The organism is Burkholderia sp. SRS-25 (assembly GCF_004343765.1).
In the GTDB taxonomy this organism is placed as follows: domain Bacteria; phylum Pseudomonadota; class Gammaproteobacteria; order Burkholderiales; family Burkholderiaceae; genus Burkholderia; species Burkholderia contaminans.
The window spans coordinates 65405-90115 of record NZ_PTXM01000007.1 but is presented as its reverse complement, the minus strand read 5'-3'; the positions used below and the strand labels follow the sequence as shown (position 1 = coordinate 90115).

Below are 24711 nucleotides of genomic sequence, written 5' to 3'. Positions count from 1 at the left end.
TGCATGCAATCGCTTTCCGGCTCTTCCGCGCCGTCGCCGGCCCCCGCTCCCGCGCAGGCGAACGGCGTCGCCCGCCGCGCGCCGCGCGTCACCGGCGCGCGCGTGATCGCCGCGCTGCAATGGGGCGTCACGCTGCTGCTGTGTGCGTTCCTGATCGTGCCCGTCGTGATGTCGGTGCTCGCGGGTCTCACCGTCAACTATTTCCGCGGCCTGTCGAGCGGCCTCACGCTGCGCTGGCTCGAGCAAGTGTGGCAGCAGTATCACGGCTCGGTCGCGCTGTCGCTCTACGTCGCATTCGCGACGCTCGCGATCGTGCTCGTCGTTGGCGTGCCGGCCGGCTATGCGCTCGCGCGCAGCAAGAGCCGCGTCTCGCGCGCGATCGAGGAGGCGCTGGTGCTGCCGGTCGCGCTGCCCGGCCTCGCGTCGGCGCTCGCGCTGCTGGTCGTGTACGGCGGCTTCACCGCGTTCCGGATGAGCCTGTGGTTCATCGTCGTCGGCCACGTCGTGTTCACGCTGCCGTTCATGGTCCGCGCGGTCGCGGCCGTCGCGGCCGGCGCCGACCTGCGCACGCTCGAGGAAGGCGCGGCGAGCCTCGGTGCGTCGTTCGTCACGCGCTTCGTCACGATCGTGCTGCCGAACCTGCGCCCCGGCATCGTCGCGGGTGCGCTCGCGGTGCTCACGCTGTCGATCGGTGAATTCAACCTCACGTGGATGCTGCATACGCCCGACACCAAGACGCTGCCGGTCGGGCTCGCCGATACGTATGCGTCGCTGCGCCTCGAAGTGGGCAGCGCGTACACGATCCTGTTCCTGCTGATGACGCTGCCGCTGCTCGTCGCGATGCAGTGGCTCGGCGTCGATCCGTCCGGCACGCGGGCACTCAAGAAGCGCCCGCGCTGAATTTCTCGCAGACATGAAACTCGATTCCACTCCCATCACCCTGACCCGCTGCGCGAAGACGTTCCGCGGCACGCGCGTGCTCGAACCGCTCGACCTGTCGATCGGCGCGGGCGAAACGCTCGTGCTGCTCGGGCCGTCGGGCTGCGGCAAGACCACGACGCTGCGCCTGATCGCGGGCCTCGACACGCCGGACGCCGGCGGCACGATCGCGTTCGGCAATGACGACGTCACCGCACTGCCGATCGAGCGCCGGCAGGTCGGCATGGTGTTCCAGAACTACGCGCTGTTTCCGAACCTGACGGTGCGCGGCAACGTCGGCTACGGGCTGAAGATCCGCAAGACCGAGCCGCGCGCACTGCGCGAGCGTGTCGACGAGCTGCTCGCGATGATGCGGCTCGACGCGCACGCGGACAAACCGATCGACCAGCTGTCGGGCGGCCAGCGCCAGCGCGTCGCACTGGCCCGCGCTCTGGCGGTGCGACCGCACGTGCTGCTGCTCGACGAGCCGCTGACCGCGCTCGACGCGAAGCTGCGCGACACGCTGCGTCGCGAGATGAATACGCTGCTGCGCGAACTCGGTGTGACGACGGTTTACGTGACGCACGACCAGGCCGAGGCGATGGAGCTCGGCGACCGGATCGTCGTGATGGGCGCAGGCCGCATCGAGCAGATCGGCACGCCGCGCGACATCTACTACCACCCGGCGAATCGCACGGTCGCGCAGTTCATCGGCACGCTGAACCGGCTCGCCGGGCAATGGCGCGACGGCACGCTGGTGACCACGGGCGGCGCGATCGCGACGCCGCACGCCGCCGACGAGTGGTTCTTTCGCCCCGAGGATGCGCAACTCGCCGATCCCGCGCATGCGCCGCTGCGCGGTGCCGTGAGTGCCTGCGCGTTCCTCGGCGAGCGCACGCGGCTCACGATCGAGCACGCGGCACCCGATGCGCTCGTGATCGACGTGCCGGGCCGCGTCGCGCTTGCACGCGGCACGGCGGTCGGCCTCACGGTCGCACCGGAAGGCCTGATCGCGCTCGGCGCCTGAACCGTCATTCCGGCATCATTCATGCAGCACCCCACCGCGGCGCACGACGCCGCGACAACAACCAGACAATTCCGAGGAACGACGATGCTGCTTGCTCAAATCAGCGATCTCCACATCAAGCGCCCGGGACAGCTCGCGTACCGGCGCGTCGACACCGCGGCCGCGCTCACGCGTTGCATCGAGAAACTGAACGCGCTCGTGCCGCGCCCCGACGCCGTGCTCGTCACCGGCGACCTGACCGATTTCGGCCACGACGAGGAATACGGCAACCTGCACGGGCTGCTCGCCGCGCTCGAGATTCCGTACTACCTGATGATCGGCAATCACGACGACCGCGCCGGGCTGCGCCGCGCGTTCGCCGACCGCGCCGAGTTGCAGGCGGGCGAATTCGTGCAGTACGCGCTCGACGTCGGCGCGGTGCGCGTGCTCGCGCTCGATTCGCAGGTGCCGGGCGCCAGCTACGGCGACCTGTGTGACGCACGGCTCGCCTGGCTCGCCGCGCAGCTCGACGCCGCGCGCGACCGGCCCGTGATCGTCGCGCTGCATCACCCGCCGTTCGCGTCGGGAATCGGCCACATGGACAAGCTGCGCCTCGCGCCCGCCGCTTCCGCGAAACTCGACGCGCTGCTGCGCGGCCACCCGAACGTCGAGCGCGTGCTGTGCGGCCACGTGCATCGCACGATGTTCACGCGCTTCGGCGGCACGCTCGCAGTTGCGGTGCCGTCGCCCGCGCATCAGGTAGCATTCGACCTGCGAACCGATGCGCCCTCCGCGTTCCGGCTCGAACCGCCGGCCTTCGCGGTCCATCACCATGTACCCGATGCGGGGATGACGTCGCATCACGTGTATGTCGACGAAGGCGCGGGGCCTTATCCGTTCTATGAACCGACGGGTGAGCTGGTCGATTGACGGGTTGACGCACGCACGATGACGGGCGGCGGCCGGCCGGATACACCGGTTCGGCCGGTTTGTCCGGCTTGGCCGATTTGCCGCCGTCCGGCAGGATTCACGTCGCTCCGGTATGATCGGCAGCCTCGACGGCGCCCCGCCCGCCTGCGCACCCGACGCGTGCGCCGCGCGCTGCGCCGCCCCACTTCCGTTCGCGCAGCCATGTCCACCGCCTCCACCGACCGCCCGACCGACGCCGCCTCGCCCCACTATTCGCGCAGCCTGCTGTTGCTGCTCGCGACGATCGCGGGGGTGTCCGTCGCGAACATCTACTACAACCAGCCGCTGCTCGACAGCTTCCGCTCGGCGTTTCCCGACGGCGCTTCGTGGATCGGCGCAGTGCCGACCGCGACGCAGCTCGGCTATGCGGCCGGCATGTTCCTGCTCGCGCCGCTCGGCGACCGCTTCGACCGCCGCGGGCTGATCCTGATGCAGATCGCCGGCCTGTCGATCGCGCTGATCGTCGCAGCTACCGCGCCGTCGCTGGCCGTGCTCGCCGTCGCGAGCCTCGCGATCGGCGTACTCGCGACCATCGCGCAACAGGCCGTGCCGTTCGCCGCCGAGATCGCGCCGCCCGCCGAACGCGGGCATGCGGTCGGCACCGTGATGAGCGGCCTGCTGCTCGGCATCCTGCTCGCGCGAACGGCTGCCGGCTTCGTCGCCGAGTATTTCGGCTGGCGCGCGGTGTTCGCCGCGTCGGTCGCGGCGCTCGTCGCGCTCGCCGCCGTGATCGTGCTGCGGCTGCCGCGCAGCTCGCCGACGTCGACACTGTCGTACGGCAAGCTGCTCGGCTCGATGTGGCATCTGGCGGTCGAATTGCGCGGGCTGCGCGAGGCGTCGCTGACGGGCGCCGCGCTGTTCGCGGCATTCAGCGCGTTCTGGCCCGTGCTGACGCTGCTGCTCGCCGGCGCGCCGTTCCATCTCGGCCCGCAAGCCGCCGGCCTGTTCGGGATCGTCGGCGCGGCGGGTGCGCTCGCGGCACCGTACGCGGGCCGCTTCGCGGACAAGCGCGGCCCGCGCGCGATCATCTCGCTCGCGATCGCGCTGCTCGCGCTGTCGTTCGTGATCTTCGCGCTGTCGGGTTCGAGCCTCGTCGGGCTCGTGATCGGCGTGATCGTGCTGGACGTCGGCGTGCAGGCCGCGCAGATCTCGAACCAGTCGCGCATCTATGCGCTGAAGCCCGAGGCGCGCAGCCGCGTCAACACGGTGTACATGGTGTGCTATTTCATCGGCGGCGCACTCGGCTCGTCGGCCGGCGTCGCGGCATGGCACGCGTTCGGCTGGATCGGCATGTGCACGACCGGGCTGGTGTTCACCGCGCTTGGGGGCTGGTCCCACCATCGCGGGGGCCGGCGCGGCTGAGCGCGACCGGCCACGGCCGCATCACGCGTCGGCGCGGGGTGCGGCCGGTTCGGCGGCGCGCGGCGGCGCAAATGCCGGTTCCGGTTCGGTAATGGGCGGCGGCACGAACGCCTGCTCCGGCTCGGCGCTGGGTGGCGTAGCAAACGCCGGTGCCGGGTCGACGACCGCGGCAGGATCCATCACGGCGCCCGGCGTCGGCACGGCCAGTTGAACGGCTGAAGGCGCCAGGATCGGCGCCGCATCCGGCACCGCGATCTGTTCGGGCGCCGATGCTGCCTCCGCCGTCGACGCGGCTGCCGCGGCCGCCGAACTGGCAGCTGCCGCGCGCGCCGCGGGCCGGCGCGCCGGATCGAACACGAACGACAGCCCGACGCTGCCGAGGATCGCGACGGTCGCGATCACGGTGGCCATCGTCACCGGCTCGCCAAGCAGCAGCGCACCGAGCGCGACCGCGACGATCGGGTTCACGTACATGCAGCTGCTCGCGATGATCGGGCTCGTGTGGCGGATCAGGTAACCGTATGCGACGTACGCGGCCATCGTGCAGAACACCATCAGGTACAGGAACGCGAACACCGGCCCCACCATCAGGTGTTCGACGCGTTCGCCGACCAGCCACGCGACGAGCGTCGAGATCATGCCGCCGAGACCGATCTGCAGCGACGTCGACAGAAACAGGTCGGACGGCAGCTTGAGCCGCGTCGCGAGATGCGCGCCGCCGGCCCAGAACAGGGCGCCGGCCAGCACGCAAATCGTGCCGAGCGCCGAACTCTGCGCGGCCGCGCCGCCCGAGTTCAGCACGACGATGCCGACCATCCCGAGCGCGACGGCCGACCACTCGCCTTTCGTGACGGGCCGCCCCGCAACCGCCGCGATCACGGTCGCGAACAGCGGCACCGTGGCCACCATCACCGCGGCCGAACCGCTGCTGACCAGACTGATCCCCAGCGCGATCGTGCCGGACGACAGCGCGACGAGCATCGTGCCGACGATCCCCGCATTGCGGATTTCGAGCAGCGTCGGCCATTCGGGCTTGCGCCGCAGCGCGAAGATGAACAGGCCGATCCCGCCGAGCAGGTTGCGCAGCCCCGACAGCAGCAGCGGCGGGAACGACTGCAGCGCGAAATGCAGGCCGCTGTAGGTCGAACCCCAGACGAAATAGATGAAGACGAGCGCCAGCGCGACGCGACCGCCGCGGCTTTGCGGCAGGCGGATCCGGAACGAGAAGCGGGTGAAGAAATCGAGGAGACGGTCGAGCGGCGTCATTGCGCAGCCTGCCCGCACATCACGCCGAGTGCTCCGCTGAAAGACGCCGGCGATGCCGGCAAACGGCCCTGGCGGGACCGGGAAGGCAGAGCGAACGTGCGGAACGACATGGCAGTGCGAACGGCGACGAAAGAGAACCGGCAAGCGGCGGCAGAGGGACAAAAAAACGCGCGCAACCGTTTCGGCTGCGCACGCTCGGCATTATGGCATCAAGGATTCGAAAGCATCGTCGGACCTGTCTGAAAGGAACACGAATGATGTTTCCGCGCGACATTTCCCGGCCGGCGGGCGGGTGAAATCGGGGGCCGGATACGCGACACGCATGCGTTGCCTGGATGTCGATCCGACCGCCATCCATGCCATCCGTCGCAATCGGGTCAGCCATCGGCCGAACGGCCAGTCCCGCACGCCGGCCAGCGCTTCCCCCTTATCGTGACGATCGGCTCACGCACCTCATGCGCCGGACGACCTTCCTTCGACACCCGCACTGGCCATACAAAATTTTGTATAATCCAACCATTCTCCCGCCGAAACCTGTTGTTTTCGTCGGCAGCGCGCTCGCGGATCTTCGCGGCTTTCCGCTGCCTGCGCGACGCGAAGCCAGCCACCAGATCGACCAGGTACAACGCGGGTTCGCGCCCGACGACTGGAAGCCGATGCGTACCGTCGGTGTCGGCGTGCGGGAAATTCGCCTGCGCGATGCGAGCGGCGCGTTCCCGATCATTGACGTCGCGACATTCGCCGACGCCGTCTACGTGCTGCACTGCTTCCGGAAGCAAGCGGCGCGCACGACCCGGGCCGATATCGAACTGGCCGCCCGGCGCTATCGCGCGCTGACGATGGAGAGGAAACGATGACCAACGACCGTTATTCAAGCGTCTGGGACGCACTCGAGGGCCAGCCGGCCGAAGCCGAGAACATGAAGCTGCGATCCGGGCTGATGATCGCGCTCAAGCAGCGCATCGCGCAGCTCGAGCTCAGTCAGGCCCAGGCCGCGAAACAGCTGGGCGTCACGCAGCCGCGCGTCTCCGACCTGATGCGCGGCAAGATCAACCTGTTCGGGCTCGACGCCCTCGTGAACATGGCGGCGGCCGTCGGCCTGCGCGTCGACCTCCAGGTGCGCGAATCCGCGTGACGCGTCGCGTGCGATGCCGCGATGCCCGATGCGTCGCGGCACGCGCATGCGCCGCCACCGCACACCACGCACCGCACCGCACCGCTCACGATCCGCCGAACCAGTTGTACCCCTGGTCGACCCAGTAGCCGCCCGGAAACGTATCGGTCACGAAGATCTCCATGATGTGTTTCGGATTCTTGTAGCCGAGCTTGGTCGGCATCCGCAGCTTCATCGGGAAACCGAACTCCGGCGGCAACCGATGGCCGTCGTAGTCGAATGCGAGCAGCGTCTGCGGATGCAGCGCGGTCGGCATGTCGATGCTCTCGTAGTAATCGTCGGCGCACTTGAAGCCGACGTACTTCGCCCGCGTATCGGCGCCGGCGCGGGCGAGAAACGCGCCGAACGGCGTACCGCCCCAGCGGCCGATTGCGCTCCACCCTTCCACGCAGATATGCCGCGTGATCTGTTCCGCGTGCGGCAGCGCATACAGTTCGTCGAGCGTCCACACGCGCTTGCCCGTCACGCGGCCGGACAGCACGAGCCGGTACGTCGACGCATCGACGTGCGGCACGTCGTCGATCCCGTAGTACGCGTTGAACGGGAACGGCCGCGTGATGTCGGCTTCGGTGTAGGTCGGCGCAAGCCGCTCGCCGCTGAACAGCCAGGCCTGCACGCGGTCGTTCATGCGCGACACCGTTTCGAGGAACGTGTTGACCGACGCGTCGTCCTTCAGCGTGCAGCCGGTCAGCATCGTCAGGCCGCCGAGCGTCAGCACGCGCCGGTTGAACAGCCGCCGCGACGGCATCTCGAGCTCGCGGCGCACGTCGAGTTCGAGCGACTTCCGGTCGAGCGTCCAGCGCGAACCGTCGCGCTTGTTTTCGGATTCCGACATGATGATTTCCTTCACCCGAGGTTGACGGGTCAGCGCCCGCGCAACATCGCGAGCAGCGAGCGCGGCACCAGCAGCGCCATCGCGACGTGAACGACGAAGAATGCGACGAGCAGCGACATCGCCCAGAAGTGCACGACACGCGCGTTGTCGTAGCCGCCGAACAATTCGCGCAGCAGCGGGAATTGCACGGATTTCCAGATCGTGAGCCCGGAGAGCACCAGCACGACGAGATCGACGATCGCGGTCAGGTAGGCGGCACGCTGCACCGCGTTGTAGACGCTCAGGTCGGCGTGCGACAGCCGCCCGCCCAGCGCAGCACGGACATCGCGCCAGATCGACGCCGGCGTGACGGGCAGCATCTTGCGCGCGAGGCGCCCCGTCGCAATCGACATCGTCAGATAGAACAGCCCGTTGAAGACGAGCAGCCACATCGCCGCGAAATGCCATTGCAGCGCGCCGCCGAGCCAGCCGCCGATCGTGATCCCGTGCGGGAACGTGAACGGCGGATAGATCGGCGACGCGTCGTAGATGCGCCAGCCGGACAGCACCATCAGGATCGCCGCGAGCGCGTTGAGCCAGTGGCTCGCGCGCACCCACAGCGGATGGATCGGGCGCGCGGGCGGCGTGGCGGCCGCGCGCCCGGTGGCGGGAACGGTTTGCATGATGAAGACTCCCGGTATGAGTCGACAGGACGGGACGCGATGCGGGCGGCCGTCGTGCGACACACGCGCCGGCCGCGCCGCGTCCGCCTTTCGTCAGTTCGACGGCGCCATCTTGTCGCCCGACGGCTTGCCCATCTCGTCGTGCGACATCGCGTCCTTCTTCATCGCGTCTTTCTTCATCGCATGCTTCTTCATGCCGTCCTTCTTCATCGCGTCATGGCCCATTGCATCCTTGGCCATCGCGTCGTGACCCATCGCGTCCTTCGACATCGACGAACCCGGCTGCGACATCGCATCGTTCTGCGCGTGGGCGCCCGTGGCGATCGTGGCAAAAGCGGCGACGCAAGCGGCAATCAGTACTTTTTTCATGACATCTCTCCAAAACAACATGGGTTTAAGGAGCCGAATAGACGGACGACGTCGCGGGAAATGACAGCCGCTGCGAAAATTTTTTTTGAAGTTGTGCGAAAGCGCGCCATGCTGCACCGCTTCGCCGTGGCCGGCCAGGCCGGGAGGCCGCGCGGCGGCGACGCGCGCTGCCATTTCGACGGGCGACCGCAACGCCCGCCATGCTGCGGCCGCACCGGGACAGCCGACCCTCTGCCGGTTGAAACCGCCGCCAAGCCAGTGTATCGTGTGCCCTGCTAACGCGGGGGTCCTGCAATGCGCCCGGTCAAACAACCGGCATTGCGGGTGAGAAATACCCTTTGAACCTGATCTGGATAATGCCAGCGCAGGGAAGCGTACGGAATTCGCCGCCATCCTTCTGACGAAATCCGCCGCCTCACCAAGCCTCGTCTCCTGCTTAGCTCGAGCCCCACATACGTCAAGGGCTCCGGGCAAGCGCCGAAGCGCCTGTCCGGCGCTCACACAGGAGATTGCATGAACGCCAATCCGAAGTTTCTGTCCGCCGACGCTCATGTCGATGCCGCGGCCGTCGCCCCGCTGCCCAATTCGCGAAAGGTCTATGTAACCGGCTCCCAGCCCGACATCCGCGTGCCGATGCGTGAAATCACGCAGGCCGACACGCCGACCGGCTTCGGCGGCGAAAAGAATCCGCCGATCTACGTGTACGACACGTCGGGCCCCTACACCGATCCGGACGCGAAGATCGACATCCGCGCGGGCCTGGCCCCGCTGCGCCAAGGCTGGATCGAGGCGCGCGGCGACACCGAAGTGCTCGGCGGCCTGTCGAGCCAGTACGGCCTCGAGCGCGCGGCCGACCCGGCCACCGCCGACCTGCGGTTCCCGGGCCTGCACCGCAACCCGCGCCGTGCCCGGGCCGGCAAGAACGTCACGCAGATGCACTATGCGCGCCAGGGGATCATCACGCCGGAAATGGAATACATCGCGATCCGCGAGAACCAGCGCCGCGCCGAGTACCTCGAGAGCCTGAAGGCGAGCGGCCCGAACGGCGCGAAGCTCGCCGCGATGATGGGCCGCCAGCACCCGGGCCAGGCGTTCGGCGCAGCGGCATTCGGCGCGAACGCGCCGACCGAGATCACGCCGGAATTCGTGCGCTCGGAAGTGGCGTGCGGCCGCGCGATCATCCCCGCGAACATCAACCACCCGGAATCCGAGCCGATGATCATCGGCCGCAACTTCCTCGTGAAGATCAACGCGAACATCGGCAACTCGGCCGTCACGTCGTCGATCGGCGAGGAAGTCGACAAGATGACGTGGGCGATCCGCTGGGGCGGCGACACGGTGATGGACCTGTCGACCGGCAAGCACATCCATGAAACGCGCGAGTGGATCATCCGCAACAGCCCGGTGCCGATCGGCACGGTGCCGATCTACCAGGCGCTGGAAAAGGTCAACGGCAAGGCCGAGGATCTCACCTGGGAAATCTTCCGCGACACGCTGATCGAACAGGCCGAGCAAGGCGTCGACTACTTCACGATCCACGCGGGCGTGCGCCTGCAGTACGTGCCGCTCACCGCGAACCGGATGACGGGCATCGTGTCGCGCGGCGGCTCGATCATGGCGAAGTGGTGCCTCGCGCACCACAAGGAAAGCTTCCTGTACGAACACTTCGAAGAGATCTGCGAGATCATGAAGGCGTACGACGTGAGCTTCTCGCTCGGCGACGGCCTGCGCCCCGGCTCGATCTACGACGCGAACGACGAAGCGCAGCTCGGCGAGCTGAAGACGCTCGGCGAGCTCACGCAGATCGCATGGAAGCACGACGTGCAGGTGATGATCGAAGGCCCCGGCCACGTGCCGATGCAGCTGATCAAGGAGAACATGGATCTCCAGCTCGATTGGTGCAAGGAAGCGCCCTTCTACACGCTCGGGCCGCTGACCACCGACATCGCACCGGGCTACGACCACATCACGTCGGGCATCGGCGCCGCGATGATCGGCTGGTTCGGCACCGCGATGCTCTGCTACGTGACGCCGAAGGAGCACCTGGGCCTGCCGAACAAGGACGACGTGAAGGAAGGCATCATCACGTACAAGCTCGCCGCGCACGCCGCCGATCTCGCGAAGGGCCACCCGGGCGCGCAGGTGCGCGACAACGCGCTGTCGAAGGCGCGCTTCGAGTTCCGCTGGGAAGACCAGTTCAACATCGGCCTCGATCCGGACAAGGCACGCGAATTCCACGACGAAACGCTGCCGAAGGATTCAGCCAAGGTCGCGCATTTCTGCTCGATGTGCGGCCCGCACTTCTGCTCGATGAAGATCACGCAGGACGTGCGCGAGTTCGCGGCGCAGCAGGGTGTGTCGGAAACCGAAGCGCTGAAGAAAGGGATGGAAGTGAAGGCGGTCGAGTTCGTCAAGACCGGCGCCGAAATCTATCATCGCCAGTAAGCGAACGCGCGGTCCGGCGATGGCCGCCGGACCGCCTCGCCAGGCACGAAGCCCGCTTTCGAGCGGGCTTTTTTGCGCATGTCGCGTGCCTGCCGGCGCACCGGAAACCACCGGAAACAATTCATTACGAAACCGCGCGGGCCTTAACAAGTGCTTACAGCAGCGTCGGGGGACGGCGCGTAGATTGGGTTCATGCGCGGCCGCCGGCCGGTCGCGTGTCCTCCGTTCACAACCGCAAGGACAACGATCATGAATTCGATACGGCGTATTGGGATATGCACGCTGCTCGTCGCGACCGTGGCAAGCCTGTCGGCCTGTGACTCGATGTCGAGACGCCAGCGCGACACGGCAATCGGTGCGGGCGTCGGCGGCGTCGCCGGCGCGGCAATCGGCGGCAGTGCGCTGTCGACGCTGGGCGGCGCAGCGGCGGGCGGCATCATCGGTAACCAGGTCGGCAAGTAAGCGGCGCAACGCGCCGCGACGGTCAGCCAGACGGCGTTTTCGCGGTGCGGAAGCGCCGTTTTCGCATGCGGCGCCACAACGTGGCGGGCAGCCTGCCGCGGAAATGATCCGTTACCGTTTTGCACACCGTGTCATCGGCGCGCGGCCTAAGCTTAAGCATCTGCCGATTGCCGGCTCCGCCGGAGAGACATCATGAACAGGACCTTCGTCGCCGCGGCGCTCGCCTGCGTGACGCTCGCCGGCTGCTACTACCCGTACGGCTATTATCCAGGCGGTTATTACACGGCGGCTCCCGTGCAGCCGGCTCCGGTCTACGTCGATCCGGGCCCGGCCTATTACTATCCGGCACCGGCCTATGCGCCTGCGTGGGGCGGCTATTGGGGACCGGCGGTTTCGCTCAACTTCGGCTTCGGCGGACGCGGCGGCTGGCGCCATCACTGATCGGGCACGCCCGCCGGCGGGCGGCCGCACCGCACCGGCCACCGGCGACATTCCCGTTTCTTGTCATTTCATCGAAACGTGAAACGACGGCACGGTAACGCGGTGTAAGATTCTCCGCATCCCGTCCCCGCCCTTCACGATCGATGTCACCCAAGAACGCCCTGCTGCTGACCGTACTTGCTGCCCTGTGGGGTGCGTCGTTCCTGTTCATACGGATCGGCGTCGTCGATCTCGGCGTCGCGCCGCTGATGGCGTTGCGGGTGGGCATCGGCGCGCTGTTTCTCGCCGGCTTCGCGCTCACGCGCTTCAAACCCGCCGATCTCGGCGCCCGGCTGCGCCGTCATGCGTGGCCGTTGTTCGTCGTCGGCGCGCTGAACTCGGGCATCCCGTTCTGCCTGTTCGCGTTCGCCGAACTGACGCTGTCGGCCGGCGTGACGTCGGTGATCAACGCGACGACACCGCTCTGGGGCGCGCTCGTGGCCTACCTGTGGCTGAAGGACAAGCTGTCGCTGCCGCGCGCGCTCGGCCTCGTGATCGGCTTCGCCGGCGTACTCACGCTCGTGTGGAACCAGATCGCGAATGCGCACGGCGAAACGGGCGCTGCCGCGACCGCGCTCGCCGCCGCGGCAGCCCTCGGCGCGACGCTGCTGTACGGCATCGCGGCCAACTACACGAAGCGCAAGTTGACCGGTGTCGATCCGCTCGTCAACGCGACCGGCAGCATGATCGGCTCGACCGTCCTGCTGCTGCCGTTCGCGATCGCCACCTGGCCGGCCGCGCCGGTCGGCGCGCACGCGTGGGCCTCGGTACTCGCCCTGGGCGTCGCCTGCACGGGCATCGCGTATTTCATCTTCTTCCACCTGATCGCACACATCGGCCCCGCGCGAGCGATTACCGTGACGTTCGTGATCCCCGTGTTCGGCCTGCTGTGGGGCGCGCTGTTCCTCGGCGAACACGTGTCGGCCGTGATGATCGAAGGCTGTGCGATCGTGCTCGTCGGCACCGCGCTCGCGACCGGCGTGATCAAGCGGATTCCCGGAATCCGGCCGCGCAGCGGCGAAGCGACCTGACGATACATTCGGGTGCACGCTTCGCCGTTCGTTCCGGCCGTCATGCCTGACGACCGGGCGCCGACCGTTCATCGGCGCGCCGCGGATAGTGCCGCAGTGCGACCGGCATTCCTCTGACGGCGACCTTCGCTCGCCATTTGCCGGCTGTCGGGATTTCCCGCCTCCCCGCGTGCCTGCCATGCTGACGGATTGTCCTGTGCGGCGGCGGCGACGCCCGACGCTACGCGGCGATCTTGCGCGGCGCGCATGCGGGCAGCGCCGGCCGCAGTCGCATTCCCGCGTGCGTCTGGAGTTTCCCTGATACGCGAGCGGCCGCGTTCCCGTTACACTCCAGACACTTACCCGCAGAAGGCGGTCTCGATGCCCCACGTCCTTTCGCGTCCGCCGGCGCGTGCGACTGCTTCAGCGTGGCGGCGCGCTGCCGTTCCGCCGCTCACTCCCGGGCACCGTTGACATGAAGCCCGCCCGCGACCTCTCGCTCGACTCCCTGCTCGAACGCCTCACGCCGACACCCGGCGGCTGGGTCGCCACCTATCGCACCACGACATTGCGCAGCGTGTTCCAGCCCGTGTTGTCGATCACGCACAAGCGGGTCGTCGGTTACGAGGCGCTGCTGCGTGTCGTCGATTCGAACGGCGCGCTGATCTCGCCCGCCGCGCTGTTCGACAAGACGCGCGCCGACGCCGACGCGCTGCTGCTCGACAGGCTCGCGCGCTGCCTGCATACGGCCAACTTCGTCGCGCAGGGTATCGGCGACGGCTGGCTGTTCCTGAACGTCACGCCGCGCGTGCTCGACTCGGGCCTCGTGCAGCGCGAATTCGTCGAGGCGCTGTGCCGGCATTTCTCGCTGCCGCCGAACCGCATCGTGCTGGAAGTCGTCGAACAGCCTGCACGCGACGAAGCCGCGCTCGCGCGCACGATCGACATGATCCAGCATCGCGACTTCCTGATCGCGATCGACGACTTCGGCACGGGATTCTCGAACTTCGACCGCGTGTGGCGCACGCGACCCGACATCGTCAAGCTCGATCGCTCGCTCGTCGTACGCTCGACCGGTTCGGCCGAGGACCGCCGCATCATGCATCACCTCGTGTCGATGCTGCATCAGGCCGGTGCGATGGTGCTCGCCGAGGGTGTCGAGAGCGACGACTCGCTGCAGGCGCTGATGGAAGCCGACATCGATTTCGTGCAGGGTTTCCAGTTCGGCCAGCCCGATGCATCGATCGCGCATGCCAGCGCGGCAGCGCCCGCGATGCTCGACGCCGCGTGGCAGCGCTTCATCGCGCGCCGGCACACGCCCGTCGTCGCCGAGCAGCCCGGCTTCGACGCGATCGAGCGGCTCGTGCTGTCCGGCGCGGCGGCGTTTTCCGCAAGCGGCAACCTGCAGGACGCCGCGCAACGGGTGTTCGCGGTACCGGCCGCGCGCCGCGTGTTCGTCACCGACGAAACCGGCGAGCAGTTCCTGCCGTCGATCGGCGCGCGCACCGACGACGGCCAGGCGGGCGTCACCCGCCTTTCACCGCTCTTCCCGGAAACTCACAGCAACTGGTCGCGGCGCCCGTATTTCCAGCGCGCGATCGCCGCGCCCGGACGCGTCGCGCTGATGGGCCCGCACTTCTCGCTGACGGAAGGCCGCGACTGCTATACGGCCGCCGTCGCGATCCACGCGCTGAGCCGGCTGGTCGTGTTCAGCGTCGACTTCGTGCTCGACAGCGCCGGGACCGTGATGCGCTAGCCGGCACGACGGCGGACGACCGGCTACCGCACCCGTCGTTCGTCCGCTCATCCATTCGTCAGTCGATCACCTTCCCTCTCCCCGACTTCACCACGCTGCGACGCGACTTGTGCTCGAGCCGCCGCTCCTTCGACGCACGCGTCGGCCGCGTGGCGACCCGCGCGCGCGGCGTGAACGCAACGCCGCTGATCAACGCGTCGAGTCGCGCCAGCGCGGCTTCGCGGTTCTTCTCCTGGGTGCGATATTCCTGCGACTTGATCACGACGATGCCGTCGCGCGTGATGCGCTGGTCGGACAGCGCGAGGAGCCGCTCCTTGATGACGGGCGGCAACGACGACGCGCGGATATCGAAGCGCAGGTGGATCGCGCTCGACACCTTGTTCACGTTCTGCCCGCCCGCGCCCTGCGCGCGCACGGCCGTCCATTCGACTTCGGCCGGATCGAGCGTATAGCGGATCATCATCGCGAAGCCTCCCTGCGGCGCCGCGCAAGCGCCTCGTCGACGCGTGCCGCGAGCCCCGAATCACGCTGTGTACGCGTCGCGACCGCCTGCGCCAGCACGCGCCGCGGCCCGATCACCTGGACGCGCGTGCGGGCACGCGTGACGGCCGTATAGACGAGTTCGCGCGTGAGCACGCGGCCGAACGACGCCGGCAACACGAGCGCGGCTTCGTCGAATTCCGAGCCCTGCGATTTGTGGACGGTCAGCGCGAACGCGGTTTCGTGCGGCGGCAGCGCGGCCGGCGACACCGCGCGCGCGGTGCCGTCCGCTCGCCTGAACCACACGCGCAGCACGCCGTGCGCGTCGGGCAGCGCAATGCCGATATCGCCGTTGAAGAGCCCGAGCGCATAGTCGTTGCGCGTCACCATGATCGGCCGCCCCGTGAACCAGTGCGCGCCGACCGCCAGCGGCACCCGCGCCGCGTGGCGCACGTGCGCGGACACGAGCGCATTGACGTGCTCCGCGCCGCGCAAGCCGCTGCGGGTTGCGCACAGGATCCGGAACCGGTTGAGCGCGTCGAACAGCGGCAGCGGATCGGGCACCGGCGCGGCCAGCGTGTCGCGCAACGCGTCGAGGTAAGCACCGAAGCGCCGCGCGAGCCGCTCGACCGTCGACGACGCGAGCGACTCGCCCGCATCGTCGTGGAATGACGCGGCGGCCGAATCGTCGGCCGGCAGCGCATCGAGCGCGGCCTGCACGTCGCCGCTGCGGATCGCGAGCGACAGCCGCCCGATCGGTGAATCGAGACCGAAGCGGTAATTGCGTTCGAGCCAGACCACGCAGTCGGCGAGCGGTGCGGGTGCGGGCGTGGCTGGCGCGGCGACCGGTTCGCCCGGCAGTAGCGACGTGACCGATGCAAGCGCCGCGTCGCCCGCGTCGAACTGCGGCAGCTCGACGGCGTCGAGCCATGCAAGTTCGTCGACCTCGATCCACGCGGGGGCCTCGCCTGCCTCGCCTGCCTCGCCTGCCGCGCCGGCCTCACCCGGCTCACCGGTTTCGGTCGGCGCCGGACCTGCGACCGGCGGCGGCGCGGCGTTGGTCGGCGAAACTTCGTCATCCTGCGGTTCGTCGTCGAAGAGCGATGCCTGTCGCTCATCGACTTTCCGGCGCGACGCAGGTTTGCGAGTAGCAGCCGCGGCAGGCGCCGGCGCCCGGGCCGCCGCGCTCACCGGATGCGCAGCGGAAATCGCTGCGGTCGCAGCTTCGTCCTGCACCGGCAACGCCGCGACGAATGCTGCCTCGTCGATGCCGAGCGCCTGCGCGATGCGCGTGCGCGCCGCGGCGGTAAATGCCGGCCGCGCGCTCAACTCCGCAAACACGGCGCCCGCCTCGACCGCGGCCAGTTGGTCCTTGTCGCCGAGCAGCACGAGCCGCGCACCCGGCGCGAGCGCATCGAGCAGATGCGCGGCGAGCGCGACGTCGATCATCGACGCCTCGTCGACGACGATCAGGTCATACGGCAGCGGATTGTCTCGGTGATGCCGGAACCCGGCCGCCCCGCCGCCGCCCAGCAGCCGGTGCAGCGTGTATGACGTATCCGGCAGGCGCGCCGCGAGTTCGGGCGGCAGGTCGCCGGCCCGTGCGTGCAGTGCTTCCTGCATCCGCTGCGCGGCCTTGCCGGTCGGCGCGGCCAGCGCGACGCGCAGCCCCGGATGCGCGTCGAGCAGACAGGCCAGCACGCCGACGACGGTCGTCGTCTTGCCCGTGCCCGGGCCGCCGCTGACGATCGTCACGCGGCCCGTCAGCGCGACGATCGCCGCGACGCGCTGCCAGTCGACTTCGCCGGTTGCCGGCCCGAAGTAACGCGCGAGGCTGTCGCGCAACCGGTCGGGCGCGAGACCTTCGTCCGGCGCGGCCACACCGGCCTGCGCGACGAGCGCATCGGCAAGCCGCCGTTCGTAGTCGAAATAGCGCGACAGGTACAGGTGGTCGTGGCGGTCGACGATCAGCGGCCGTTCGTCGCCGCGTGCGAGCGTGCCGAATGCGACCACGCCGCTCGCGGCGAGCGCCGAGCGGACTTCGTCGAGCGGTGCTTCGTAGCGCTGCGCGAGCGCGCCGAGCGCGACGCACACGTGGCCGCCCGCAGTCGCACGACTCGTCGCGAACGCGGCGCGCGCCGCCCACCGCGCGGCCGCGGCCGGCGCACCGGCGCGACGAGCCAGATCGCCGATGCGGCGCGCGAAACCTTCCGCGAGTGCAATGCCGAAATCGGCGGGTTCGGGCAGCCGCGCGACGAGGCCGCCGGTAAATTCGAGCGTGTCGTCCTGCACGTTCATGTTCATGCGCGGCCCCCTTCCATCATCCGGTCGAGTGCGTCGACGAGCGCGCGCCCGGGTCGCCGCGCATGCACGCCGGCCGGCTCGCCGCCGCTGCGCCAGCCGGGCCGCACGCCACGCACGAACAGGTACAGGTAGCCCGCGATATGCGTGTCGTAGTCGTAGTCGGGCAGCCGCCCGCGCAGGTAGCGATGCAGTGCGACCGTATAGAGCAGCGCCTGCAGGTGATACGCGTGATCGGCCATCGCGACGTCGAGCGCGCGCGGGCCATAGGCGTCCGGCGTCGTGCCGAGATGGTTCGACTTCCAGTCGACGATCCAGAAGCGGCCGTCGTGTTCGACGATCATGTCGATGAAACCCTTGATGAAACCGGCGAGCATGCCCGCCTCCAGTGCAACGTCCGGATAGCCGTGCGCGACCAGCAGCCGGCGCAGCGCCATCAAGTCGAGCGCGGGCGCCGGGAACAGGAAACCCATTTCGTCGAGCCGCTTCGCGGGATCGAGATCGGCGAGCCGCATGCCCGGCACGAGCTCGGTATGCACGACATCGTCGACCAGCTGCACCATCATTGCCGGCAGGCGCGCGGCCAGCTCGGGCACGGCCTCGACCGGCCGGTCGTGCAGCGCGCCGAGCGCGGCCCTGGGCCACGACTCGGGCTCGGTGAAGCGGCTGAGCTCGAACAGGCGGTGCAGGCACTCGCCGGCCGCCGCGCCGCGCGGGAACACGAGGATATCGTCGTCCGGCGGCTCGGGCGCGACCGTATCGGCCAATAGCCATTCGCCATCCGGCGCCACCGCGGCAAGCGCATCGTGATCGGGCCGCAGCTCGTCATCGGGCACGGCCGCGACGCCCGCCTCCTCGCGCGCCATCGACGCCGTCAGCGAACTGAAGCTGGCCATCCGCCACGCATCGCGCAGCACGCGCGTCGCATGGCGCGCCGCGAGTGTCTGCGATGCGTCGTGCCCGGCCGCGAGACGCTCGGGGCGCGCGGGCGCCGGCAGCGGCGCGACGCTCACGGGGCCACCCGCGAGCGCCTGCCACGCCGCATCGAGCGCCGCTTCGTCGGGCGGCTCGTCGAGCCATGCATCGAACGACTGGCCCGCGCCTGCGACGAGCCAGTTGAGCACGCTGCGTCGTGATTCACGCGTCGAGCGCGACGACAGGTACGGCCCGGCGACGACGTAGCAGCGATAGACCGCGCGCGTGAGCGCCACGTAGACGAGCCGCGCGCGTTCCGCCGCCTGCTCGCGCAGCGCCTGCCGCGCCGCATGCTCGGCTGCCTCGTCGTCGCACCCGTAATGCAGCACCGCGTCGCCCGCATCGTCGTGATACTCGCGCGCATCGGGCAACGCGGACGCGGGCGGCTCGCGCAACCCGCCGTCGTTCAGGAACGGACAGAACACGATCGCGTATTCGAGGCCTTTCGACTTGTGCACGGTGACGATCTGCACGAGGTTGCGATCGGATTCGAGCCGCAGCTGCGCTTCCTCGCCGCCGCCGTCGAGCCGTTGCGCGGCGAGCCAGCGCAGCGTCGGCGCGATGCCCGGCTGCGCGGACGCGCGAGCCTGCGTCAGTTCGGCCAGATGGTTGATGTCGGTCACGCGGCGTTCGCCGTCCGCGCCGGCCATCAGGCGCTCGGCAATCCTCAGTTCACGGGTGAACGTGCGCCACATCACCGCGAAGCCGCGTTCGCGCCACAACAGCCGATACCGCGAGAAGCGCTCGACCCAGCTCATCGCGTCGGCGCTGTCCGCCGCCGATGCTTCCCGCTGCGGGTCGCCGTCGCCCTGTTCCATCCGCCACAGCGCGCCGGCATCGAGGCCGAACCAGTCGGATGCGAGCGCCGCGCGCAAGCGCCGCAGGTCGCCCGGTGCATCGATCGCCGCCAGCACGCGTTCGAGCTGCTCGGCGTCGCCGGTCGAGAACACCGACGCCTGCGCCAGTTCGACGCTGCCGATGCCCCACGTGGCCAGCACGCGCTTCACGAGACTGCCCTGCCGGTGCGTCTGCACCAGCACCGCGATGTCACCCGGCGACAGCGGCGACTCGCCGAGCCGCACGCGCCCTTCGCGCGCGCCGCGCATCAGCCGCGCGATCTCGGCGGCACAGGCCTGCGCGGCCTGGGCCTGCGCATCACGCTTGAGCAACGTGCCTTCGCCCCCCGGCAACGCCCATACCCGGAAGTCGCCTGCCGGGCCCGGATCGGTTGCGTCGACGAACGGCGCACGCACGCGCGTGCCCGCGCGCACCGCGTAATAGTCGAGCCCGTCGAGCACGAACGCGCGCGGATTCGACATGAAGAAGCGGTTGCACGCATCGACGATCGCGGGCGTCGAACGCTGGTTGACCGCGAGCGTGTAGCGCTCGCTCGCCCGTGCGCGCGCGGCAAGATAGGTATGCAGATCGGCCGCGCGGAAGCTGTAGATCGCCTGCTTCGGATCGCCGACCAGAAACAGCGGGCCGCCCGGTGCGAAGATCCGGTCGAAGATCGCGAACTGCAGCGGGTCGGTATCCTGGAATTCGTCGATCAGCGCGGCCGGATAGCGCGCGCGCAGCGTCTCGGCGAGCCACGGATGCGCATGCAACGCGTGGTACAGGTTCGCGAGCAGATCGTCGAACGAGACGACGCGCCGCGTGCGCTTGCGCTCGGCCAGCTCGCCCGGCGCCATGTCGAGCCATTCGGCGATCAGCGCGAGCCAGCGTGCGCGCTGCGCGGCCTCGGCGGCCGCCACGGCCGCTTCGAGCGCGTCGGCCACGTCGAAGAATGCATGTTCGGGCGTCGCGCCGCCTTTTTTCGTCGCCTTCACGAGCGCGGTGCGCGTGAGCTTCAGCGCGGCCTTCGGCAGCGCAGCCGTCGCGTCGCCCTGTGCGAAATGCGCGGCCCACGCGGCCAGCGCATCGGCCACGGCTTCGGGCTTGTGCGAACGCTGGTTGAGCGCGGGCTGCGCGGCGCGCAGCAACGCATCGATCGCTTCGCGCTCGGCCGCCCACATCCGCCCGGCCTCGGCAAAGCATTCGGCAGCCGCCTCCTCGGCCGATTCGTCCGGCTCGGTCACGCCGTCCCAGCGCAGCGCGGCGAGCGGCTTCTTCAGCCGCCGCGCGAGCTGCGCATCGAGCGCGGCCGGGCCAGCGCCCGAATCGACGAGCCAGGTCGCGAAGCCCGGCCAGCGCGCGGCCGCCGGTTCGACCCGTGTGCGCCAGAAATCCGCTGCGAGCTCGAAGCGCAGCGACGCGTCGTCGGCCTCCATGTCGAACGCGAACGGCATCGCCGCCGCGAACGGCGCTTCCTGCAGCGCGCGCTGGCAGAACGCGTGGATCGTATGGATCGCGGCCTGGTCGAATGCGCGCAGCGCGCGCCGGATCCGCTTCGCGGCCGTTTCGGGATCGAGCGCACCGTCTTCGCCGAGCGTGGTTTCGAGCAGACGCTCGATGAACGGATCGCCACCGTCGTCACCCGTGTCGAGCGCATGCGCAAGCTGCGCGAGCCGACCGCGAATCCGCTCGTGCAGCTCGGCGGTCGCCGCTTTCGTGAAAGTCACGACGAGGATTTCGTCCGCGCCGAGATCCTTTTCCAGCAGCAGACGCACATACAGTGCGCAGATGTTCCAGGTCTTGCCGGTGCCGGCCGACGCCTCGATCTGGTTGACGCCGTCGAGCGGGCACGCGAACACGTCGAGTTCGAGCGCCTGCTGCGGCTGCGACACGGCGCTCATGCGACCTCCTTCAGATGCTCGACGAGCGGATCGAACACAAGGCGCGCGAGCGTGCCGAACGGCTCGTCGAGCGATGCATGCGCACCGCGCCACGCGATCGCGATGGCCGGATCGTCGGCTTCGCTCACGACCCGTTCGTTGATCCAGACGCTGGCGGCCTTCGCCTCGCCGTCGGACACCCTCGCCCACGCGCTGCGCGGGAAAAACCGCAGCGGCATGCGCCGCCCCGCGCGAAACAGCGCGGCCAGCGGCGCGAGCTGCTCGAGCGGCGCCGCGACGGGCGTCAGCTCGAATGCGCCGCCGCTGCCGAACCACAGCGTGCGGCGCGGGCCGCCGGGCTCCACCGCGCAGTAGACGAGATGGGCGAGCCACGCGGACAAGTAGTCGCGCGCACTCGGCCGTGCATAGCGATAGATGATCTGCCCGGCCGGCGTGAGCCGGTTCAGCGTGCCGTGCAGGTCGAGCGGCGCGCTCACCGCGTCGACCGACAGCCGCGCGTCGTCGGCGCCGAACAGCCCTTGTTCTGTGTCCGGCCACACCGGCACGACGGTGAGCGTGAACGGCCGCCGCTCCATACCGTCGGCCAGCGCGCGGCGCACGTTCGACGCAAGCTGCGTCATCGAACCGAGCGCCTGGTCGCGCCACACGGCGCCTGTCGCACCGCCCGGCAGTTCGGGGCTCGCGTCCGCAATGCGTAGCGCGTGATCGTGCACGCCGCCCTCGTCCGACTCGATCAGCAACGGCAGCACGCGCTCGGCGAGCGCGTCGCTGCCGGCGAAGTCGAGCGCGAACGGCTCGGTGTCGAGCAGCTCGGCCTGCGCGTCGGCGAGCACGATGCCGAGCCGCGCGCGCAGCAGCGCACGTGCGGGATGGCGCCAGAAGCGTTCGAATTCGCTGAATGCGACGGGCTCCACCGGTTCGACCGGCAGCGGCTGCGCGAAGAACGGCAGCTCGCGCGGCCCGTCGCGCGACGCCTCGGCGGCCAGCAGCGACGCGAGCGTCGCACGCTCGGCGTCAAAGGAAACGAGTTCGCTGCCGGGCTGGAAATACGCGGCCGCGAACGGTTGCAGCGGATGCTCGACGACGAATGCACGCCGCGCGGCATCGACCGCGTCCGGCGCGGCGTCGGGCCCGGCCGTGACGAGCGCGAGATGGTCGAGCAGCTCGTCGACGAGTGCCGCGGGCGGCAACGGCGCGTTGTCGCGAATGCTGCGGCCCGTGTAGGCGATCATCAACCGGTCGCGCGCGGCGAGCAGCAGGTCGAGAAACAGGTTGCGCTCGTCGTCGCGGCGCTGGCGGTCGCCGAGCTTCGGCAATACGGCCATCAGATCGAATTCGTCCGCGCGCGCGAGGCTCGGCAGCACGCCATCGTCCATCCCGAGCAGGCAGACGACGCGATACGGCAGGCCGCGCAGGCTCGTCAGCGACGAGAACGTGACACCGCCCCACGGCACGCCGCCGCGCGCCGGGTCGTCGAGCGCGGCGGCCAACCCCGCCCGAACGACGGCCGCCGGCAACGCTTCATCGGGCGCGCCCTCCGTCATCGCGGCCAGCATCGCATCGAGCGCGTCGCGCACACCCGCGAGCGCGTCCGCATACGCGGCGCCCGAATCGAAGAAACGTGCGAGCGTATCGGCGAACAGCTCGCTCCAGCCTTGCGGCGTATGCGATTCGGCCAGCCGCCGCGCGAAGCCGTCGAGATCGTCGGTGAAGCGCGCGAGCCGGCCGAGCAGTTCGGCCTCGCTGCCGGTGGCCGCCTCGATCGGCAGCCACGCGCCGACCGGCGCCGCGCCCTCCGGCATCGCGTAACCGAGAAAGAGCCGCGCGAGCGCATCGGAGAACGTATGGCGCGGCGACGGCACCGCCGCGTCGTCGCTCGCGCGCGGCGACAGCCCGCGCCGCGCGCCGGCGGCCGCGAGCCAGGTCTGCACCGTCTCCAGCGCCGCCGCATCGATGCCGTAGCGCGCCGCCACCGCGTCGACGCGCAACCATTCGACCAGTTCCGGCGCGCCGACCTGCCGCTCCGGCAACGCGAGCCAGTCGAGCAGCACGCGCGCGACCGGGTTCGCCTGCGACGGCGGCAGGCCGGTGATCCGGTAAGGCACACGCGAGCCGCCGGCGCCGGCCGTGCCGAACACCGCGTCGATCAGCGGCCCGGCCGCGGCGAGATCGGCCACCGCGACGAGCACGTCGGACGGCTGCAGGCTCGCGTCGGCGTCGAACCATGCGAGCAGCCGGTCGTGCAGCACCTCGAGCTGGCGCGCGAGGCTGTGGCACACGTGCACTTCGATCCCGCGCTCGGCCGGCGTGTCGCCGGTTTCCGCCTCCGGCTGCAGTTCGAGGATCGCGTTCTGCACGCGCGCGAGCCACGTCGGCGCGGGATTCTCGACGAAACGCGACGCGTCGCCCGACGCGGCGCTTTCGGTCAGTTCGTGCAGCATGTGCAGCTGCGCCTGGGTCTGCCTGCCCCATTCGGCGAGCAGCGGATGGCCGACTTCCTGGTAGTCGAGCCGCCCGGCCGCATCGAGCGCCTCGGCATGCGCGGCGGTCACGATGTCGAACCAGAATTCGCGGCATGGGTTCAGCGCATAGACGCGCACGTCGATCCAGCGCGACAGCTCGCGCAGCAAGGCGACATGCAGCGGCGGCATCGTCGGCAGCGCGAACACGCTCACCGATTCCGGCCACTCCGCACGCGCGATGGTTTCGGGATCGAGATGGCGCGCCTCGACGAGGAAACGGTGCGCCGGCGGCGTGCCGCTGTCGCTCAGCTCCGCGAGCAGCGCGCGCCACAGCGCGGCCTGCCAGCGCTCGTCGTCGCGGGCGGCGTCGCTGCCCCCGCGCGGCGCGCCGTCGCCCGCGAGCACGGACTCGCCGGCCTGCCATGCGGCCAGCCATTCGGGGCGATAGGTCAGGTAATGATCGAGCACGGCCGCGACGCGGTGTGCCAGCTCGTAGCGCATCGCATCGTCGGACGCGGACAGGTAGGCGGCCAGCCGCGGCGACGCGAGCCACGGTGCCTCGTCGTTCGCCTGTGCAAACAGCCGGTAGCAGCGCCACACGAGGCGGTCGGGTGCGAACGGCGAACGCTTGGGGACCTCCATCACACGACCGATCTGCGCCCACAGCCATTGCGCGAGATAGGTGAACTCGACGTTCGCGCACACGCCGTTGCGCGCGGCGATGTCGAGCTCGAGACGGCGGCGCAGCGCCGCACTCGGCACGATGACCTGTTGCGGCGCCCACGGGCCATTGCGGGCCGGGAACGCGGCCAGATCCTCGAGCAGCGCATCGGCCAGCGTTTCGTGACGGTTCGAATAGAAGAGATGGAGCATGAAGCGGGCGTCGGAACCTCGCGCCGGCCGGGCCGGGCGAACAGGATCACCAAGGATAGCAAATGGGCCGCCGTCGCGAACCTCGTCCGGACAGCCAGGTTTTACGGACCGCGAAATACGATAGACTCGTCGCCAGTCAAGACGCCGCCCCCGGGCGTCTTCGTCTGCCAT

At 69.5% G+C, this 24711-nt stretch carries 19 protein-coding genes and 1 riboswitch; of the genes, 11 read left to right on the top strand and 8 right to left on the bottom strand.

Annotation, left to right across the window (positions count from 1 at the left end; all coding sequences use genetic code 11):
* The first annotated feature begins 3 nt into the window (after positions 1-3).
* The 4 genes from C5O79_RS10640 (at position 4) to C5O79_RS10625 (ending at position 4255) form a co-directional block, all read left to right on the top strand.
* Positions 4-900: an ABC transporter permease subunit gene (locus C5O79_RS10640; RefSeq protein ID WP_122473729.1), complete on the top strand. Its 897-nt coding sequence runs from the start codon at positions 4-6 to the stop codon at positions 898-900.
* Positions 901-913: 13 nt separating this feature from the next.
* A complete protein-coding gene (locus C5O79_RS10635; protein WP_122473728.1) occupies positions 914-1945 on the top strand; it encodes an ABC transporter ATP-binding protein in 1032 nt (343 codons plus the stop codon).
* Between the two features lie 84 nt (positions 1946-2029).
* A complete protein-coding gene (locus C5O79_RS10630) occupies positions 2030-2854 on the top strand; it encodes a phosphodiesterase (protein WP_122473727.1) in 825 nt (274 codons plus the stop codon).
* Positions 2855-3055: 201 nt separating this feature from the next.
* Complete coding sequence (locus C5O79_RS10625) at positions 3056-4255, top strand: MFS transporter (protein ID WP_039352313.1); 1200 nt, start codon at positions 3056-3058, stop codon at positions 4253-4255.
* Positions 4256-4276: 21 nt separating this feature from the next.
* On the opposite strand, the gene C5O79_RS10620 is transcribed toward C5O79_RS10625, so the two are convergent.
* Positions 4277-5521 (bottom strand): EamA family transporter, encoded by a 1245-nt coding sequence (locus C5O79_RS10620; protein ID WP_122473726.1) that lies wholly within the window; start codon positions 5519-5521, stop codon positions 4277-4279.
* Between the two features lie 503 nt (positions 5522-6024).
* Here C5O79_RS10620 and C5O79_RS10610 point away from each other — a divergent pair.
* Both C5O79_RS10610 and C5O79_RS10605 read left to right on the top strand, forming a co-directional pair.
* Entirely contained in the window at positions 6025-6378 is a 354-nt protein-coding gene (locus C5O79_RS10610) for a type II toxin-antitoxin system RelE/ParE family toxin (protein WP_122473725.1), read from the top strand.
* The gene (locus tag C5O79_RS10605) at positions 6375-6656 is read left to right on the top strand and encodes an XRE family transcriptional regulator (protein ID WP_039352305.1); all 282 of its coding nucleotides are present in this window, start codon (positions 6375-6377) and stop codon (positions 6654-6656) included. Before C5O79_RS10610 ends, C5O79_RS10605 begins: the two co-directional genes overlap by 4 nt.
* 85 nt (positions 6657-6741) lie before the next feature.
* Here the strand turns inward: C5O79_RS10605 and C5O79_RS10600 are convergent, their stop codons facing one another.
* The 3 genes from C5O79_RS10600 to C5O79_RS10590 form a co-directional block, all read right to left on the bottom strand.
* A complete protein-coding gene (locus C5O79_RS10600) occupies positions 6742-7530 on the bottom strand; it encodes a molybdopterin-dependent oxidoreductase (protein WP_046545311.1) in 789 nt (262 codons plus the stop codon).
* Positions 7531-7559: 29 nt separating this feature from the next.
* The gene (locus C5O79_RS10595) at positions 7560-8192 is read right to left on the bottom strand and encodes a cytochrome b/b6 domain-containing protein (RefSeq protein WP_046545310.1); all 633 of its coding nucleotides are present in this window, start codon (positions 8190-8192) and stop codon (positions 7560-7562) included.
* Between the two features lie 93 nt (positions 8193-8285).
* The gene (locus C5O79_RS10590) at positions 8286-8561 is read right to left on the bottom strand and encodes a pentapeptide MXKDX repeat protein (protein WP_039352296.1); all 276 of its coding nucleotides are present in this window, start codon (positions 8559-8561) and stop codon (positions 8286-8288) included.
* 272 nt (positions 8562-8833) lie between these two features.
* Positions 8834-8950, top strand: a riboswitch (TPP riboswitch).
* Between the two features lie 124 nt (positions 8951-9074).
* Between C5O79_RS10590 and thiC the strand changes: the two genes are divergently transcribed.
* The 5 genes from thiC to C5O79_RS10565 all read left to right on the top strand — a co-directional run bounded on the left by thiC (position 9075) and on the right by C5O79_RS10565 (position 14714).
* Positions 9075-11006, top strand: coding sequence for a phosphomethylpyrimidine synthase ThiC (gene thiC / locus C5O79_RS10585; protein WP_046545309.1), 1932 nt, complete (start codon positions 9075-9077; stop codon positions 11004-11006).
* A 249-nt stretch (positions 11007-11255) separates the two neighbouring features.
* Positions 11256-11468 (top strand): glycine zipper 2TM domain-containing protein, encoded by a 213-nt coding sequence (locus C5O79_RS10580; protein WP_039352291.1) that lies wholly within the window; start codon positions 11256-11258, stop codon positions 11466-11468.
* A 192-nt stretch (positions 11469-11660) separates the two neighbouring features.
* The gene (locus tag C5O79_RS10575) at positions 11661-11909 is read left to right on the top strand and encodes a hypothetical protein (protein WP_046545308.1); all 249 of its coding nucleotides are present in this window, start codon (positions 11661-11663) and stop codon (positions 11907-11909) included.
* A gap of 143 nt (positions 11910-12052) precedes the next feature.
* Positions 12053-12979 carry a DMT family transporter gene (locus tag C5O79_RS10570; protein WP_122473724.1) on the top strand — a complete coding sequence of 309 codons (927 nt, stop codon included), beginning with the start codon at positions 12053-12055 and terminating at the stop codon, positions 12977-12979.
* Between the two features lie 454 nt (positions 12980-13433).
* Positions 13434-14714, top strand: coding sequence for an EAL domain-containing protein (locus tag C5O79_RS10565; RefSeq protein WP_122474517.1), 1281 nt, complete (start codon positions 13434-13436; stop codon positions 14712-14714).
* A 58-nt stretch (positions 14715-14772) separates the two neighbouring features.
* On the opposite strand, the gene arfB is transcribed toward C5O79_RS10565, so the two are convergent.
* From arfB to recC, 4 genes are read right to left on the bottom strand one after another with little or no spacing between them, the layout of a single operon-like run.
* Complete coding sequence (gene arfB / locus C5O79_RS10560; protein ID WP_039352282.1) at positions 14773-15177, bottom strand: alternative ribosome rescue aminoacyl-tRNA hydrolase ArfB; 405 nt, start codon at positions 15175-15177, stop codon at positions 14773-14775.
* On the bottom strand, positions 15174-17492 hold the full coding sequence (locus C5O79_RS10555) for an AAA family ATPase (RefSeq protein WP_122474516.1): 2319 nt from the start codon (positions 17490-17492) through the stop codon (positions 15174-15176). Before C5O79_RS10555 ends, arfB begins: the two co-directional genes overlap by 4 nt.
* Positions 17493-17494: 2 nt before the next feature.
* Positions 17495-21205: an exodeoxyribonuclease V subunit beta gene (gene recB / locus C5O79_RS10550; RefSeq protein WP_131931361.1), complete on the bottom strand. Its 3711-nt coding sequence runs from the start codon at positions 21203-21205 to the stop codon at positions 17495-17497.
* Positions 21202-24540 (bottom strand): exodeoxyribonuclease V subunit gamma, encoded by a 3339-nt coding sequence (gene recC, locus C5O79_RS10545; protein WP_131931359.1) that lies wholly within the window; start codon positions 24538-24540, stop codon positions 21202-21204. Before recC ends, recB begins: the two co-directional genes overlap by 4 nt.
* Positions 24541-24711: the final 171 nt, after the last annotated feature.